This window comes from Arthrobacter sp. Ms25 (genome assembly GCF_059090365.1).
In genome coordinates this window covers 692368-707069 of the sequence record NZ_JBNHFP010000002.1, presented here as the reverse complement: position 1 = coordinate 707069, position 14702 = coordinate 692368, and the positions used below count along the sequence as shown (strand labels likewise).

General features: G+C 67.3%; 16 protein-coding genes. 2 read left to right on the top strand and 14 right to left on the bottom strand.

Features of this window, described 5'->3' with window-relative positions:
* Nucleotides 1–15: 15 nt before the first annotated feature.
* The 3 genes from AC5RT8_RS07805 to AC5RT8_RS07795 form a co-directional block, all read right to left on the bottom strand.
* Complete coding sequence (locus AC5RT8_RS07805) at nucleotides 16–873, bottom strand: regulatory protein RecX (RefSeq protein ID WP_494095133.1); 858 nt, start codon at nucleotides 871–873, stop codon at nucleotides 16–18.
* 138 nt (nucleotides 874–1011) lie between these two features.
* Nucleotides 1012–2064, bottom strand: coding sequence for a recombinase RecA (gene recA / locus AC5RT8_RS07800; protein ID WP_494095132.1), 1053 nt, complete (start codon nucleotides 2062–2064; stop codon nucleotides 1012–1014).
* A gap of 234 nt (nucleotides 2065–2298) precedes the next feature.
* Nucleotides 2299–2523 (bottom strand): DUF3046 domain-containing protein, encoded by a 225-nt coding sequence (locus AC5RT8_RS07795; protein ID WP_494095131.1) that lies wholly within the window; start codon nucleotides 2521–2523, stop codon nucleotides 2299–2301.
* 100 nt (nucleotides 2524–2623) lie between these two features.
* Here AC5RT8_RS07795 and AC5RT8_RS07790 point away from each other — a divergent pair, with 100 nt between their 5' ends.
* Nucleotides 2624–3199, top strand: coding sequence for a MarR family winged helix-turn-helix transcriptional regulator (locus AC5RT8_RS07790; protein ID WP_494095130.1), 576 nt, complete (start codon nucleotides 2624–2626; stop codon nucleotides 3197–3199).
* A gap of 209 nt (nucleotides 3200–3408) precedes the next feature.
* Here AC5RT8_RS07790 and AC5RT8_RS07785 read toward each other — a convergent pair whose 3' ends face one another.
* From AC5RT8_RS07785 to dapA, 6 genes are all read right to left on the bottom strand, one after another.
* Nucleotides 3409–3834 carry a helix-turn-helix domain-containing protein gene (locus tag AC5RT8_RS07785; RefSeq protein WP_304659435.1) on the bottom strand — a complete coding sequence of 142 codons (426 nt, stop codon included), beginning with the start codon at nucleotides 3832–3834 and terminating at the stop codon, nucleotides 3409–3411.
* Between the two features lie 152 nt (nucleotides 3835–3986).
* On the bottom strand, nucleotides 3987–4475 hold the full coding sequence (locus AC5RT8_RS07780) for a CinA family protein (protein ID WP_494095129.1): 489 nt from the start codon (nucleotides 4473–4475) through the stop codon (nucleotides 3987–3989).
* Nucleotides 4472–5062 (bottom strand): CDP-diacylglycerol--glycerol-3-phosphate 3-phosphatidyltransferase, encoded by a 591-nt coding sequence (gene pgsA / locus AC5RT8_RS07775; protein ID WP_494095128.1) that lies wholly within the window; start codon nucleotides 5060–5062, stop codon nucleotides 4472–4474. Before pgsA ends, AC5RT8_RS07780 begins: the two co-directional genes overlap by 4 nt.
* 20 nt (nucleotides 5063–5082) lie before the next feature.
* Nucleotides 5083–7968, bottom strand: coding sequence for an FtsK/SpoIIIE family DNA translocase (locus tag AC5RT8_RS07770; RefSeq protein ID WP_494095127.1), 2886 nt, complete (start codon nucleotides 7966–7968; stop codon nucleotides 5083–5085).
* Between the two features lie 95 nt (nucleotides 7969–8063).
* Nucleotides 8064–9749, bottom strand: a complete 1686-nt coding sequence (locus AC5RT8_RS07765; protein ID WP_494095126.1) for a ribonuclease J — start codon at nucleotides 9747–9749, stop codon at nucleotides 8064–8066.
* A gap of 4 nt (nucleotides 9750–9753) precedes the next feature.
* Complete coding sequence (dapA, locus tag AC5RT8_RS07760; protein ID WP_494095125.1) at nucleotides 9754–10671, bottom strand: 4-hydroxy-tetrahydrodipicolinate synthase; 918 nt, start codon at nucleotides 10669–10671, stop codon at nucleotides 9754–9756.
* A gap of 134 nt (nucleotides 10672–10805) precedes the next feature.
* Here dapA and AC5RT8_RS07755 point away from each other — a divergent pair, with 134 nt between their 5' ends.
* Nucleotides 10806–11993 (top strand): heparan-alpha-glucosaminide N-acetyltransferase domain-containing protein, encoded by a 1188-nt coding sequence (locus AC5RT8_RS07755; protein ID WP_494095124.1) that lies wholly within the window; start codon nucleotides 10806–10808, stop codon nucleotides 11991–11993.
* Here the strand turns inward: AC5RT8_RS07755 and AC5RT8_RS07750 are convergent.
* The 5 genes from AC5RT8_RS07750 to moaC are packed head-to-tail and all read right to left on the bottom strand — an operon-like array spanning nucleotide 11990 to nucleotide 14679.
* Nucleotides 11990–12484, bottom strand: coding sequence for a hypothetical protein (locus tag AC5RT8_RS07750; protein ID WP_494095123.1), 495 nt, complete (start codon nucleotides 12482–12484; stop codon nucleotides 11990–11992). The genes AC5RT8_RS07755 and AC5RT8_RS07750 overlap by 4 nt on opposite strands.
* Nucleotides 12485–12492: 8 nt before the next feature.
* Nucleotides 12493–13251 (bottom strand): 4-hydroxy-tetrahydrodipicolinate reductase, encoded by a 759-nt coding sequence (dapB, locus tag AC5RT8_RS07745; protein WP_494095122.1) that lies wholly within the window; start codon nucleotides 13249–13251, stop codon nucleotides 12493–12495.
* Between the two features lie 18 nt (nucleotides 13252–13269).
* Complete coding sequence (locus tag AC5RT8_RS07740) at nucleotides 13270–13707, bottom strand: molybdenum cofactor biosynthesis protein MoaE (RefSeq protein ID WP_494095121.1); 438 nt, start codon at nucleotides 13705–13707, stop codon at nucleotides 13270–13272.
* A complete protein-coding gene (locus AC5RT8_RS07735) occupies nucleotides 13697–14188 on the bottom strand; it encodes a MogA/MoaB family molybdenum cofactor biosynthesis protein (RefSeq protein WP_494095120.1) in 492 nt (163 codons plus the stop codon). The genes AC5RT8_RS07740 and AC5RT8_RS07735 overlap by 11 nt, the downstream gene beginning before the upstream one ends.
* The gene (gene moaC, locus AC5RT8_RS07730) at nucleotides 14185–14679 is read right to left on the bottom strand and encodes a cyclic pyranopterin monophosphate synthase MoaC (RefSeq protein WP_494095119.1); all 495 of its coding nucleotides are present in this window, start codon (nucleotides 14677–14679) and stop codon (nucleotides 14185–14187) included. Before moaC ends, AC5RT8_RS07735 begins: the two co-directional genes overlap by 4 nt.
* Nucleotides 14680–14702 lie beyond the last annotated feature (23 nt).

Here is a 14702-nt window from a genome sequence, read left to right as displayed (position 1 = left end):
TGGGGCCGGCAAGTGCTAGGGAGTATCGCTCCGCGCGTCCCGCACTTCACTGATCACTTCAGCCGCCACGCGAAACCCCAGCGACGGCGAGTACCCTTTTCGGGCCAGCATCCCCACCAGCCGGCGGGTCTGCTTGTCACGGACGCTGCGGTCGGAAAAGTCGGCGGATGCCTGGAGCTTTTTGCGGGCGAGGACGCGGGCCGCCTCCAGTTCGTCGTCGGCACTCAGCTGCTCCAGGGCTTCGGCGGCGAGATCTGGTGCAATGCCCTTTTCCGTCAGTTCGCGGCGCAAAGCTCCACGTGCCAGCGATTTGCTCTGTGCCCTGGTGCGGACCCATAGGCGGGCAAACTCAGCGTCATCCACAAGCTGGATTTCCTCGAAACGGTCCAGGACCGCTGCGGAGGCATCGGCTGGAATGTCCCGTTCCGCGAGCTTCGTTTCGAGTTGCCGGCGGCTCTTCGGCGAAGCCGTGAGCTGACGCAGGACGATTGCTTTCGCCTCGGCATAGGCTTCTGCCGGCGTGAGCGGCTCGGGTGTCTGCTCCGGCGCCTCCGGGTCCAGACCCTGCCGGCCGGACTTTTTTCCCTGCCGTTTCCGTCCGGCCGTTCCGCCACCCGCATCAGCTGCGGCCCACGGCTCGTCGGCGGGAGCTTCCTCCCCGAATCCGTCCTCCTTGAACGAGTCCGGTGCCTTCCTGCGGCGGGGCCGTTTGGCAGCGCTCCTGCCGGTCTCCGACTGTCCGGCGGCGTTCCCGCTGCCGGTGCCGCCGACGTTCGCCCCGGGGCCGCCGGCTTCAGCCGGCGCCGTACCCGCCGTAATGTCGGCGAGGCGGCGTTTCAGTTCCGCGAGGGTTTCTTGCTGCGAGGTATCCATACGTATCCGCTCCTGGGCATTGCATTCCCGGTCGGTCAGGGACGAGGCGGTGCTTCGGAAGCGGCATACCCGGGAGGTCGCGCTCCCCGGGCACTCCGGGCCGGCGGCAATGAGCAGCCGGCCCGGGAAGCGCTGCGCCTAGGAGTCCTTCCCGACGGCTTTCAGCTTCGGCGCTGCCGGCTCTTCGGCGGCAGGAACACCGATACCGAGCTTTTCGCGGATGCGCCGCTCCAATTCGTCCGCCAGATCGGGGTTGTCCTTGAGGAAGTTGCGGGAGTTTTCCTTGCCCTGACCCAACTGGTCGCCGTCGTAGGTAAACCAGGCACCGGATTTCTTGACCAGGCCGTGCTCCACGCCCATGTCGATCAGTCCGCCTTCACGGGAAATTCCGACACCGTACATGATGTCGAATTCCGCCTGCTTGAAGGGCGGCGCCATCTTGTTTTTGACGATCTTGGCACGGGTGCGGTTGCCGACCGGGTTGGTGCCTTCCTTCAGCGTCTCGATACGGCGGACGTCGATGCGGACCGATGCGTAGAACTTCAGGGCCTTGCCGCCGGTGGTGGTCTCCGGGCTGCCGAAGAAGACGCCGATCTTTTCACGCAGCTGGTTGATGAAGATGGCGGTGGTGTTGGTGTGGCTTAGCCGGCCTGCGATCTTTCGCAGTGCCTGGCTCATCAGGCGTGCCTGAAGGCCCACGTGGCTGTCGCCCATGTCGCCTTCGATTTCGGCCCGCGGAACCAGGGCGGCGACCGAGTCAATGACGACGACGTCGACGGACCCGGATCCGATCAGCATGTCCATGATTTCCAGGGCCTGCTCGCCGGTATCCGGCTGCGACACCAGCAGGGAGTCCGTATCCACGCCGAGCTTGGCTGCGTAGATGGGATCCAGCGCGTGTTCGGCGTCGATGAACGCGGCAATACCGCCGCTCTTCTGCGCGTTGGCCACCACATGGAGGGCAAGGGTGGTTTTACCGGAGGATTCCGGCCCGTAGATCTCCACCACGCGGCCGCGCGGCAGGCCGCCAATGCCCAGCGCCACGTCCAACGCCACGGAGCTGGTGGAAATGGTCTCGGCGGGAGCACGCACCTCGTCGCCAAGGCGCATGATCGAGCCCTTGCCGTATTGCTTGTCAATCTGGGCCAGCGCTGCCTCTAGTGCTTTTGCGCGGTCGGCTGGAGCAGCCATTCTTCACCTCGTGTTGTGGTTGTGGGCGGCCCGGGGGCCGGTCGTCATTTCTTATCTACGACCCTATCCGGCGGCACTGACAAAACGGCTGACCGGAACGCATAACTGGTTCTGTTGTGGATATCCCCGGGCCGCGTCGGCTCCGGATGACCCTTGTGTAGGAGCATATCTTTATCCGAACAAATATTCGAACAGCGTCGCCGGCGTGTCCGTTCACGCACCCTGCCTCGGGCCTTACTGTGCCTTGGGCTTGATGTCGCGGCCGAGCCGGCGTTCCGCGGGAACATCCTGGATGTCACACACGGCAAGCCACACGGATTTGGGTTCCATGCCCTTCTCCAGTGCCTGCGAAGCGGTGACGCCGCCGAGCTGGCCGAGGACCAGGTCCGCGGCGAGGACCCGGGAGTAGGCCGAACCGAACTCGTCATCCATAAGCCGCCAGAAATCACTGATTCGCATCAATTAATCCTCTCACGCACGCACGGGGGCGGCGAACCGGACGGGCGAAAAGGCGGACAGTGCCCGGTGCCGGATCGGCGCTCCGATCCTACAATGGACCATGACCGAGACACCCGGTCCCCCTCGATTCCCCGCCGCCGACGCTGTGCCGCCTCCCGCTCCGGGCCAGGTCCCCGACGGCGACGCCGCCCTGTCCCCGTCCACGGACAAGGACACGGCGATCGAAGACCTGGAACAGGAGCTTGGGGTGCTGTGGCGCCGGGCTCGGGCCAGCTCCCACCGGATCGCCCGTGAGGTCCATCCCGACATGGAGCCCTCGGCGTACGGCCTCATGGTCCTGCTCCATCAGCAGGGCGCGATGCGGCTGACGGACCTGGCCGCCGCGGTAGGCGTGGGCAAGCCGTCGCTGAGCCGGCAGGTCGCGATGCTGCAGGGACTGGGGCTGGTGGAGAAGCACACGGACCCGGTGGACGGACGTGCGCAGCCGATCAATCTCACGGCCGTAGGCGCGGCCCGATTGGAGGGCACGGCCGCCACACGCAAGGAACGCTCCCGGCAGACCTGGGAAGGGTGGGACACGGACGAGCTGAACACCCTGGTCCGGCTGCTGCATAAACTCAATGCCGCCGTCCGACCGGCCGGCGAACCGCATGGGGAGGATGTGCCCGGCCCTTGATGCACAGGTCCTCCTTGCCGGGGCCGGCGGGGTGCAGCCGGAGCACCGCCGAAAGCGCCTAATGACAGAACAAACCCCCGCAGGCACCGCGCCTGCGGGGGTTTCCTCCTCTTCCCCTGATGTTGCAGGACCAGGGGTATGTCTATGGGCCAACGCCGTGGCTGCAGCCGGTGTTCTCCGGTGCCGCTACCGCGCTGCGGTGTGCGGTTCTAGGATGTGCGGGCCAGGTCCCGTGCCAGGTCCTCGGGGAATTCGCGGGCGAACTCCCGGGAAAACTCGGTAGGCACGGTGTCTGGAATGGCAACGCCTTCGGCGTTTGCCACCCGGTCGCTGACCTCTCGAAGCATCAGGGACAGGGGCACATCGAGGGCCGTGCAGATTGACGACAGAAGTTCCGAGGAAGCTTCCTTCTGTCCGCGCTCAACCTCGCTGAGGTAGCCGAGAGAAACGCGGGCGCTGTGCGACACCTCGCGCAGGGTACGGCCCTGGCGCTGGCGCACGTCGCGGAGAACATCACCAATCTCGTGACGAAGAACTACCATCTTGCGCTCCTTAGGCTCCCGGTGTGCGTCTTCCGCCAACCCTACATCCCGCCAGCGGATCACGCCGTTCACGGATACGGGTTGCTTAACCATGTGTATCGTCCTGCTCCCTGTGAGTACGGACTGCGGAGGTGCCGCAGACTGTCCAAAGATCGTAATAAAAGAACCTTGGCGGTTCCTGATACTAACAACTGACGCCCTGCAGGTTTTGTTCCCGCCGCACAGCTTCCGGTCCGCCTGCCGCGCTAACGGTCCCGGAGCGCGGCCGCGAGCATGGAGAGTGCTTCGGTGCATGCCGCTGTCCGGATGGCCGTACGGTCCCCGGGAAACAGGAACTCCCGGAAGGCGGTCCCTTCGGCAGTAGCGATCCCCACGAACACGGTCCCCACGGGTTTGCCGTCGTGGGCCTGGGGCCCGGCGGCACCGGTGGTCGACACCCCGACGTCGGCGCCAAGCACACGCCGTGCACCGGCTGCCATCTGTTCGGCGACCCTTCCGTCAACGGATCCGGCTTCTGCCAGGAGCTCCGCCGAAACCCCGAGGACGGAAAGCTTGACTCCATTTTGGTACGCGACCACACCGCCCTGCAAAACCGTCGACGCCCCGGGGACGGCTCCCAGCTCGGCGCAGAGCATCCCGGCGGTAAGCGACTCGGCAGTCGCCACGGTTTGCCCCGTCCGGCGGGCGGCGGACAGCACCTGCTCCGCGGAGGCGGCAGCCGGCACCTGGCTCACACGCGCTTCCCGGCGCGGCGCAGCTTCACGGCTTGCAGGACATAGTCGACGCCGGTGACAACGGTAATGACAACCGCCGCGGCCATGAAGACGGCTCCGATCCACCAGGCCCAGGCACCCAGCCAGGTGGTCAGCGGAAGCAAGAACACGAAGATGGCGAAGGTCTGGACCACGGTCTTGAGCTTTCCTCCGCGCGAAGCGGCCATGACGCCGTAGCGGATCACCACGAAACGCATCAGGGTGATGCCGAGTTCGCGGACCAGGATCACGATGGTCACCCACCACCACAATTCGCCCAGCAGCGACAGCATCACCAACGCCGAGCCGATCAGCAGCTTGTCCGCAATCGGGTCGGCGATCTTGCCGAAGTCGGTAATCAGCCCGCGGCTGCGGGCGATATCGCCGTCGAGCTTGTCGGTGTAAATGGCGACGGCGAACGTTGCCACGGCGAGCCAGCGGAAGAGGCCGTCACGGCCGTCGTCGGCCGCGAGGAACCAGATGAAGAGCGGAACCATCAGGATCCGCGCCACCGTCAGTGCATTGGCGATATTGAGGGTCGGGACCCTCTCGGTAGGAGAATTGCTCACTCCTTCAGGGTAGCGAAGATTCACCGGCCGGTGAGGCTCCAGGCATCTTCGGAACCGTCCGGGTCGTCTGCGCCGTCGTGGTAGTCGCTCGCCTGCTGTCTGCCGTCCAGGTCGGCTGAGACCAGGTCCACCGGACCGGAACCGTCAAAGCCGTGGTTGACGTTGGCGTTGTCCGCCAGTGCAGCCGCGTCCGCTCCCCCGGACGGGGCCGGGGCCTCGCCGCCGCTGATGGCGGCAAGGGTGGCCGCCAGGTCGTCCGGCTTGACCAGCACGTCACGGGCCTTGGAACCTTCGGACGGGCCGACCACGCCGCGGGACTCCAGCAGGTCCATGAGGCGGCCTGCCTTGGCGAATCCGACGCGCAGCTTGCGCTGGAGCATGGACGTGGAGCCGAACTGCGTGGTGACCACCAGTTCGGTGGCCTGCAGCAGCACGTCGAGGTCGTCTCCGATGTCGTCGTCGATCTGCTTCTTGGGCGCCGTCACGGTGACGTCTTCACGGTAGACGGCCTGGAGCTGGTTCTTTACGTGTTCCACCACGCGGTGGATTTCGGATTCGGTGACCCACGCGCCCTGGACGCGGATGGGCTTGTTGGAGCCCATCGGCAGGAAGAGTGCGTCACCCTGGCCCAGCAGCTTCTCGGCGCCCGGCTGGTCCAGGACCACGCGGGAGTCGGTGACCGACGACGTCGCGAACGCCATGCGGGAGGGCACGTTGGCCTTGATCAGGCCGGTCACGACGTCCACGGACGGGCGCTGGGTGGCCAGCACCAGGTGGATGCCGGCGGCACGGGCCAGCTGGGTGATGCGCACGATGGAGTCTTCGACGTCCCGCGGGGCGACCATCATCAGGTCGGCGAGCTCGTCCACGATCACCAGCAGGTACGGGTAGGCGCGGATGACCCGCTTGGAGCCGGCCGGAGGGACGACCTTACCGTTGCGGACGGCCTTGTTGAAGTCGTCGATGTGCTTGAAGCCGAAGTTCGCGAGGTCGTCATAGCGGGTGTCCATTTCCCGGACCACCCACTGCAGCGCCTCGGCGGCCTTCTTCGGGTTGGTGATGATCGGGGTGATCAGGTGCGGCACGCCTTCATAGGCGGTCAGTTCCACGCGTTTAGGGTCCACCATCACCATGCGCACCTCGTCCGGCGTGGAACGCATGAGGATGGAGGTGATCATGGAGTTCACGAAGGAGGACTTACCGGCGCCGGTGGCACCGGCCACCAGCAGGTGGGGCATCTTGGCGAGGTTGGCGACAACGAAACCGCCCTCGACGTCCTTGCCCACGCCCATGACCATGGGGTGCTCGGTCTTCCGCGCGGAGTTGGAACGCAGGACATCGCCTAGGGCAACGACTTCCTTGTCCGCGTTGGGGATCTCGATGCCGATGGCGGACTTGCCCGGGATCGGGCTCAGGATACGTACGTCCGAGCTGGCCACGGCGTAGGCAATGTTCTTGGACAGCGCCGTGACGCGTTCCACCTTCGTGCCTTCGCCGAGTTCGATCTCGTAGCGGGTGACCGTCGGTCCGCGGGAGAACCCGGTGACCTTGGCATCCACGTTGAACTGCTCGAGTGTGTGGGTCAGGGCGGCGACGACGGCGTCGTTGGCTTCGGAGCGTTCCTTGGCGGGCGGTCCCGGCGGCAGGAAGTCCGACGGCGGCAGCGTATAGGTGATGTCGCCCGAGAGCTGCAGCTGTTCGGTCCGCTGCGGAATGGGAGTGGCCGGGGGGACGGCCTGGACCGGGCGGGAAGGTACGGGTGCCACGGGGGGCACCGAGGCGAGGTTCAGGACCTCCGTGGCTCCGGGCACGGTGCTGATCGCCTCGGTGGGCGGCTCGGCGTCGTTGCCGCCGTCGACGGGAAGACCCTGGTTGCGGCGGATCTTCTGCGTGGCCAGCTCGGCCTGCGTGGGGCGGCGGACGCCCGGCGGCACGGCGGGCGCCGCGGCGGCGGCAGCGGCCGCCTCGTCTTCTTCGTCCTGCAGCAGTGCACGTTCGAAGGCTTCGTCGCCGGCGAACCCTTCGGACGCCGCGGCTTCGGCCTCGGCCTGCTTTTCGCGGCGGCTCTTGCGCGGTTTGCGGACCTTTTCCGGTTTCGGCGTGCCGTAGAGGTAGCTCTGGTCGTGTGCTTCGGGATCGTCGGGGGCGAGGTCCTGGCCCATCAGGTGTTCGTACATTGCCCGCAGGCGCAGCGGAATGTGGCGGAACGGCGTGGCCGTGATGATCAGGACACTCACAAACGCCAGGAAGGACAGGAGACCAAGGACCGGCCAGGTGGTCAGGGCCGCGGACAACGGTCCGGCGACAAGGAAGCCGACGATGCCGCCCGACGCCCAGAGCCGGTCGAACCCGTCAGAGAGGGCGGGTGAGCCGCCGGCAATGTGGGTGATTCCGGAGCCGGCCAGCAGCATGAGGACCATGCCGATGCTGATCCTGCTGTTGGCACGGTGGCGCTCCGGGTAGCGGAACAGGCGCACGGCGCCGGTGGCGAGCATAAAGGGCAGGACCACCGCCATCCAGCCGAATGTTCCGGCGGCACCGGCATGGATGACGTCGGCAACGGGTCCGCGCAGCGCCCACCATTCAACCGTAGCGACGGCAAGGGCCATCAGGATCAGGAAGAAACCGGTACCGTCCCGGCGGATTTCCCGGTCGGGGGAAACATCGGTGCCGAGCTTGCGGATGCCGGCTCCGGCAAGGCGGGAGATCCCCATCCAGGCGCTCTCCACCGCACGCAGCGGCAGGGGCAGCTGCTCCGGGGGCGCCTGCCGCGATGCGGAGGTCCCCCGGCCCCCGGATCGCGGACTGCCTTTGCTGGATGTCTTGCTGGAGCTGCCGCCGGTGTTCCGGGCCGGGGTCCGGCCGGAGGCACCGCTGCGTGCGGCAGGGGAAGTACGAGTCGCCATACGTGCCACGCTACCCGATGCGTCCCCCGATTCCTTGAATTTACGCGGCAGGGAACGCTCCGGGGACTACTTTCCTCCCGGGTACAACGGCCCGGCTAGGCCTCGACCACCACCGGCACAATCATGGGCCGGCGCCGCAGCCGCCGGTTGACCCAGGTGCCGACCACCCGGCGTACCACCTGCTGCAGCTGGTACGTGGTGTGGTCGGTATTCGAGCGCACCGCTTCTTCCAGCGCCGCACTGATCTTCGGGATGATCTCGTCAAACACCGCATCGCCCTCTGCGAATCCCCGGGCGTGGATCTCGGGGCCGGAGACAATGGTGCCGGTGCTGCGGTTGACCACGGAAATGATGGAAATGAAGCCTTCCTCGCTGAGTATCCGCCGGTCCTTGAGGTCCGTGTCTGTAATGGCGCCGACACTGGATCCGTCCACATAGACGAAACCGCACTCGACCTCGCCGACCACCCGTGCCTTGCCGTCACGCAGGTCCACCACCGTGCCGTCGTCGGCCAGGATGATGTTCTGTTCCGGGACGCCGGTGGCGGCCGCGAGCCGGCCGTTGGCAATGAGGTGCCGGGTCTCGCCGTGCACCGGCATGGCGTTCTTCGGCTGCAGGATGTTGTAGCAGTACAGCAGTTCACCGGCCGCAGCGTGCCCCGAGACGTGGATCTTCGCGTTGCCCTTGTGGACGACGTCGGCGCCCAGGCGCAGCAGCCCGTTGATCACGCGGAACACGGCATTTTCGTTGCCCGGAATCAGCGAGGACGCCAGGATGACCGTGTCCCCCTTGCCGACGCGGATGCGGTGGTCGCCGTTGGCCATCCGTGAGAGGGCCGCCATGGGTTCGCCCTGGGATCCGGTGGACATCAGCACCACCTTGTTGTCCGGCAGCTCGTCGACGTTCTTCAGGTCGACGAGGATCCCTTCGGGCACGTGGAGGTAGCCGAGCTTCTCGGCGATGGCCATGTTGCGCACCATGGACCGGCCGACAAAGCAGACGAAGCGGTGGTGGGCGGCGGCGGCGTCGAGGACCTGCTGCACGCGGTGGATGTGGGAGGAGAAGGAAGCGACGATGATGCGCTTGTCCACCTTGCCGAACAGTTCCTGCAGCACCGGCCCGATTTCGCGTTCGGCGGTGGTAAACCCGGGGACGTCGGCATTGGTGGAGTCGGCCATGAACAGGTCCACGCCTTCTTCGCCTAACCGGGCGAAGGCGCGCAGGTCGGTGATCCGGCCGTCCAGCGGCAGCTGGTCCATCTTGAAGTCACCGGTGTGCAGCACGGTGCCGGCTGCGGTGCGGATAAACACCGCCAGCGCGTCCGGGATGGAGTGGTTGACGGCTACGAATTCGCATTCGAACGGGCCGAGCTGCTCGATCTGTCCCTCGGTGACGGTAAGGGTGAACGGCTTGATGCGGTGTTCCTGCAGTTTCGCCTCCACCAGCGCCAGCGTCAGCTGCGAGCCGATCAGCGGGATGTCGTTCTTCAGGCGCAGCAGGTAGGGCACGGCACCGATGTGGTCCTCGTGGCCGTGGGTGAGCACCACGCCGACGACGTCGTCCAGGCGGTCTTCGATGTAGGAGAAGTCCGGGAGGATGAGGTCGACGCCGGGTTGGGTCTCCTCGGGGAAGAGGACACCGCAGTCCACGATCAGCAGCTTGCGGTCGATCTCGAAGACGGCCATGTTGCGGCCGATCTCCCCCAGCCCGCCAAGGGCGACGATCCGGAGGGTGCCCTCCTCCAGCGGCGGAGGGGTCAGCAGGCCGGGAGTTTCAGTCATGGCTTTAGGCCTCGTTCCGGGAGAAGTCCATACCTGCTTCGGCCAGGTCGGTCAGGATGGTTTCCATCTCGATGGCGTCGGGGGCCACCAGCGGCAGCCGGACGGCGGCGGAGGGAATGACCTTCTGCATGGCCAGGATCTGCTTCGCCGACACAGCGCCGGGAATGTGGGTCATCACTGCCCGGATCACCGGATCCAGTTCGAAGTGGATGCGGCGGGCCGTGGCAAAGTCGCCGGCGGCCGCGGCGTCGACCAGGGCACGGAACTGCGCGGTGGCCACGTGCGCGGACACACTGACGACGCCGACGGCGCCGGCGGTCATCCACGGGAGGGTCAGGCCGTCGTCGCCGGCGTAGACGTCCAGGGTGGTGTTGGCCAGCACCCGGGTGATCCCGGCGAAGTCCGCCTTGGCGTCCTTCAGGGCCAGGATCCGGGGGTTCTCGGCCAGCTTGAAGATGGTGGCGGTACTCAGGGCAATGCCGGAGCGGCCGGGAATGTCGTACAGCATGACCGGCAGGTCGGTCGCAGCGGTGACGGCGTCGAAGTGCGCGATCACGCCCGCCTGCGTCGGTTTGTTGTAATACGGGGTCACCACCAGCTGGGCGTCGGCGCCGGCACGCTCGGCGCGGCGGGCCATTTCCACCGAGTGGGAGGTGTGGTTGGTGCCGGTGCCGGCGATGACCTTGGCCCGGCCCCCTACCGTCTCCGCAACGACGCGGAACAGGTCTTCCTTCTCGCTGTCCTCCAGGGTCGAGGTCTCGCCTGTGGTTCCGGAGACCACCAGACCGTCGCAGCCGTCTTCGACCAGCTTGTTCGCGAGGTAGGCAGTGGCATCGAAGTCCACGTCCCCGTCCTCGGTGAACGGGGTCACCATGGCGGTGACGAGGGTGCCGAAGGGAAGCGTGCGGTTATCTGTTTCCATGGGTAAAACGTTACCCGTTGGAGAAGCCATTGGGACAACGTAGCACCGGGGAACGGTGCTGTCCCGGCGGAGGTGTGTTCCCGGTCCTGAGGGGCGCGGGCTCCGCCGGGGACGGCTGTGAGACGATGCTATGCATGATTCAACGCCGCCTGACCGGCATCGACGCTGCCCGCGGGATTGCCCTCCTGGGCATGATCGCGACACATGCGCTGCCGCTCTACCACCAGGAAACCGGCGAGCCCACCCTGACCGGCCTGGTGTTTTCCGGGCGCTCCTCGGCACTGTTCGCGGTGGTGGCCGGCGTCGGTCTGGCGCTGCTGACCGGAGGCAGCGAGCCCCATGACGCCGGGACCCTCGGCAGGGACCGGCGGGGAATCGCGGTCCGGGCCCTCGTCATCGCCCTGGTGGGCCTGCTGCTGGGCGGCCTGGAAACCAACATCGCAGTAATCCTGTTCGACTACGCCGTGCTGTTCCTGCTGGCGCTGCCGTTCCTGGGCATGCCGCTGCGCCGCCTGGCCGTCTGGGCCGGAGGGTGGCTGCTGCTGTCCCCCGTGCTCGCCTACCTGCTGCGCGGCTGGCTGCTCGGCGCCCTGGCGCCGGCGGAAATCAAGGGGAACATCACCTGGGACACCTTCGGCACTCCTGCCGCCCTGGCGGCGGACGTTTTCGTCACCGGGTCCTACCCCGTGCTGCAGTGGCTGAGCTATATCCTGCTGGGCCTGGTGATCGGACGGCTGCCCCTGACGAGCCTGGCGGTCCAGGCGGGGCTGCTTGCCGCCGGAGTCTTTGCCGCGGTGTCCGCCAAGTTCATCTCCTCCTACCTGCTTGGCGAGCTGGGCGGGCTCCAGGAGCTCGCCGCCACCGAATCCGGGCAGCGGTGGCCGCTGGAACGCATGATGGACGTCAGCCTCAGTCCGGTGGAGCAGACCGGATCCTGGTGGTGGCTGGCACTGTCCGGGCCGCACTCGGACACCAGCCTCGACATGCTCCATACGGGCGGAACCGCGGCTGCGGCGCTCGGCGTGTGCCTGCTGCTGACCCGTTCCCGGCCGCTGCTGCTGCTCCCGCTGTCCGCCGCCGGTGCCATGACGCTGACCCTGTACAGCCTGCACGTGTGGGTCATGACCTTAGTGGACATGCAGACTCCGCCGCTCGAGCCGCTGCCGGTGTACTGGATCCAGGTGACGTTCTATGTGGTGCTGGCCGTCCTGTTCCAGCGCGTCGGGGCCCGGGGGCCCCTGGAATTCCTCACCTCGGGGGCCTCGCGCCTGGCCCGCGGCAAAGCCGGACGGGGCTCGGCTCCCGCCCGGCAGAAGCGCTAGGCGTCCGGCTGGTTCCCCGGACGGCCGCCGGCGGCGAAGAGCCTGCCGGCCTGCCGCATGGTCCGCCGTGCCCGGGTGCGGTCCCCCGCGGCGTCGTAGGCGCAGGACAGCCGGAACCAGCTGCGCCAGTCCTGTGGCGCGGCCTCGGTTTCGGCCTTGTAGCGGGGGAACTGCGCGTCGGCTGCTTCGCGCACGATCCGCCCGGCAGGCGTCCGTGGCAGGTCATCGACCGGCAGGCCGCCTTCCGCGGCTAGGATTCGGGCCATTTGTTCGGTCCGGCCGCCGAACATCAGTTCACGGATGAGCGCCCAGGCGCCGACCACGGGCAGCACCAGATAGGCCAGGCCCATCAGTTTGGCAGCTGCCTCGGGAGAGGTGAGCAGGAGCCAGCCGCGCTGCCCCGCAACCACCAGGTAGAAAAACAGCAGCAGCGTCACCAGGGCCACGCCGAGTTTGGCGCGGTTGGAGAATAGGCCGGTGAAGAAAGACAACGGGTTCCTTAATCGTTCAGGTTGAGGTAGCCGTCGAGCCCGACGGTCAGTCCGGGGTGCTCGGCAACCTGCCGCAGGCCCAGCAGGACCCCGGGCATGAAAGAGGCGCGGTCAAAGGAGTCATGCCGGATGGTCAGCTGCTCCCCGGGGCCGCCCAGCAGCACTTCCTGGTGGGCCACCAGGCCGCGCAGCCGGACGGAATGCACGTGCACTCCGTCCACCTCTGCGCCGCGGGCACCGTCCAGCTCCTTTGCGGTGGCGTCCGGTGAGGCTGCGACGCCGGCGGCGGCACGTGCCGCCGCAATGAGCTGCGCGGTCCGGACCGCCGTACCGGACGGGGCATCGACCTTGTCCGGGTGGTGCAGTTCGATCAGTTCCACCGATTCGAAATAGCGGGACGCCTTCGCCGCAAAAGCCGTGGCCAGCACCGATCCCAGCGCGAAGTTGGGGGCAATAAGCACACCGGTGCCCGGGGCTGTGTCCAGCAGGTCCGCCAGCCGGGCCAGCCGTTCCGCATCCCAGCCGGTGGTTCCCACGACGGCGTGCATGCCGTGCTCGACCGCGAAGCGCACGTTCGCCTCGGTGCTGTCCGGCACGGTCAGGTCCACCACGTACCGGGCCCCGGCGGAGACCAGGGTTTCCAGCGGATCGGTCCGGCCCAGTGCCGCCACCAGTTCCATGTCTTCGGCGGCTTCGACGGCAGCGACGGCCTCGGAGCCCATGCGGCCTGCGGCACCGAGGACCGCTACGGCAAGTTTTTCGCTCATATGCTCCAGATTACCGGCTCAGGGCCGGTCACTGACGCCTACCCACTCGGTGCTGCCGTCCGTGAAGCCCTGCTCTTTCCAAATCGGCACGTTCGCCTTGACCGTGTCCACCAACTCGGTGCAGGCGGCAAAGGCAGTGCCGCGGTGGGCCGAGGCGACGGCGGCAACGAGCGCGGCGTCGCCGATGTCCAGGTCCCCGGTGCGGTGTGCAACCCAGATCCGGACGCCGTCGTACTTCGCCGCAATCGAGGCGGCCACCTCGCTGAGCACGGCTGCGGCCGTGGGGTGGGCGCTGTAGCCGAGGGCAGTCACGGACTTGCCGTCGTCGTGGTTGCGTACAATCCCGCTGAACAGCACCACTGCACCGCAGTCCGGGGACCAGGCGGCACGTTCGGCCTCGGTGCTGCTCAGCGGTTCCGCCGAGACAGCGGCGAGGATGACTTCGCTAGTGTTCACGTTTTCCTTCCAGTTGGCCGCAGATGTGGCCGATGATCGGTTCAAGCACGGCAAGTCCGTCCGCCACGGCGCCCGGGGAGCCGGGCAGGTTGACCACGAACGTCTTGCCCGCGGTGCCGGCGAACCCGCGGCTGATGGCAGCCATGGGCGTGGACGCCATTCCCTTGGCGCGCAGGGCTTCCATGATCCCGGGCACCTGGCGGTCCAGGAGCGGTTCAGTGGACTCCGGCGTCACGTCGTCCGGACTCAGCCCGGTGCCCCCGCTGGTCAGCAGCACCGACGGTTCCAGGGCCAGGATGCGCTGCAGCGACGCGGCAACCTCCACACCGTCGGGCACCACTTCGGCCAGCACAATGTCGAATCCCAGGGCGTACAGCCAGTCCGCGATGAGCGGCCCGCATTCGTCCTGGTACGTACCGGCAGCGGCACGGGTGGAGGCGATCAGGACCCCGGCCGTCCGCCGGGGGGAAGGATCGCTCACAGCGCCCAGTCCCCGCTCTTGCCGCCGGACTTGGCGAGCACCATGATGTCGGTGATGCCGGCGTGCTTGTCCACGGCCTTGATCATGTCGTAGAGCGTCAGGGCGGCGACCGACGCGGCGGTCAGCGCTTCCATTTCGACGCCGGTCAGTGCCTTGGTCTTCACCGTAGCCTCGACGAGGACGTCGCCTTCGCGGGGGGTGAAGTCCACGGTGACCTTTGTCAGCGGCAGCGGATGGCACAGCGGGATGAGGTTGGAGGTCTGCTTCGCGGCCATGATTCCGGCCACCCGTGCCACGGCCAGCGCATCGCCCTTCGGCAGGCCGCCGTCGGCGATCAGACGGACCACCTCGGCCGTGCTGCGCAGCACGGCCTGCGCGGTGGCCTGGCGCGTGGTTTCGGTCTTGGCGGAGACGTCCACCATGTGCGCTGAGCCGTCCTCGCGGACGTGGGTCAGTCCGGCGGGGTGGAGGTCTTCGGGTTCGGCGCTCACGGGAGGGTCCTTTCGGGGCACGC

Bases quoted from the DNA above. Each gene is read 5' to 3' on its own strand.
- AC5RT8_RS07805 (WP_494095133.1), bottom strand. From the start codon at position 873: ATGGATACCTCGCAGCAAGAAACCCTCGCGGAACTGAAACGCCGCCTC.
- recA (WP_494095132.1), bottom strand. From the start codon at position 2,064: ATGGCTGCTCCAGCCGACCGCGCAAAAGCACTAGAGGCAGCGCTGGCC.
- AC5RT8_RS07795 (WP_494095131.1), bottom strand. From the start codon at position 2,523: ATGCGAATCAGTGATTTCTGGCGGCTTATGGATGACGAGTTCGGTTCG.
- AC5RT8_RS07790 (WP_494095130.1), top strand. From the start codon at position 2,624: ATGACCGAGACACCCGGTCCCCCTCGATTCCCCGCCGCCGACGCTGTG.
- AC5RT8_RS07785 (WP_304659435.1), bottom strand. From the start codon at position 3,834: ATGGTTAAGCAACCCGTATCCGTGAACGGCGTGATCCGCTGGCGGGAT.
- AC5RT8_RS07770 (WP_494095127.1), bottom strand. From the start codon at position 7,968: ATGGCGACTCGTACTTCCCCTGCCGCACGCAGCGGTGCCTCCGGCCGG.
- AC5RT8_RS07765 (WP_494095126.1), bottom strand. From the start codon at position 9,749: ATGACTGAAACTCCCGGCCTGCTGACCCCTCCGCCGCTGGAGGAGGGC.
- dapA (WP_494095125.1), bottom strand. From the start codon at position 10,671: ATGGAAACAGATAACCGCACGCTTCCCTTCGGCACCCTCGTCACCGCC.
- AC5RT8_RS07755 (WP_494095124.1), top strand. From the start codon at position 10,806: ATGATTCAACGCCGCCTGACCGGCATCGACGCTGCCCGCGGGATTGCC.
- dapB (WP_494095122.1), bottom strand. From the start codon at position 13,251: ATGAGCGAAAAACTTGCCGTAGCGGTCCTCGGTGCCGCAGGCCGCATG.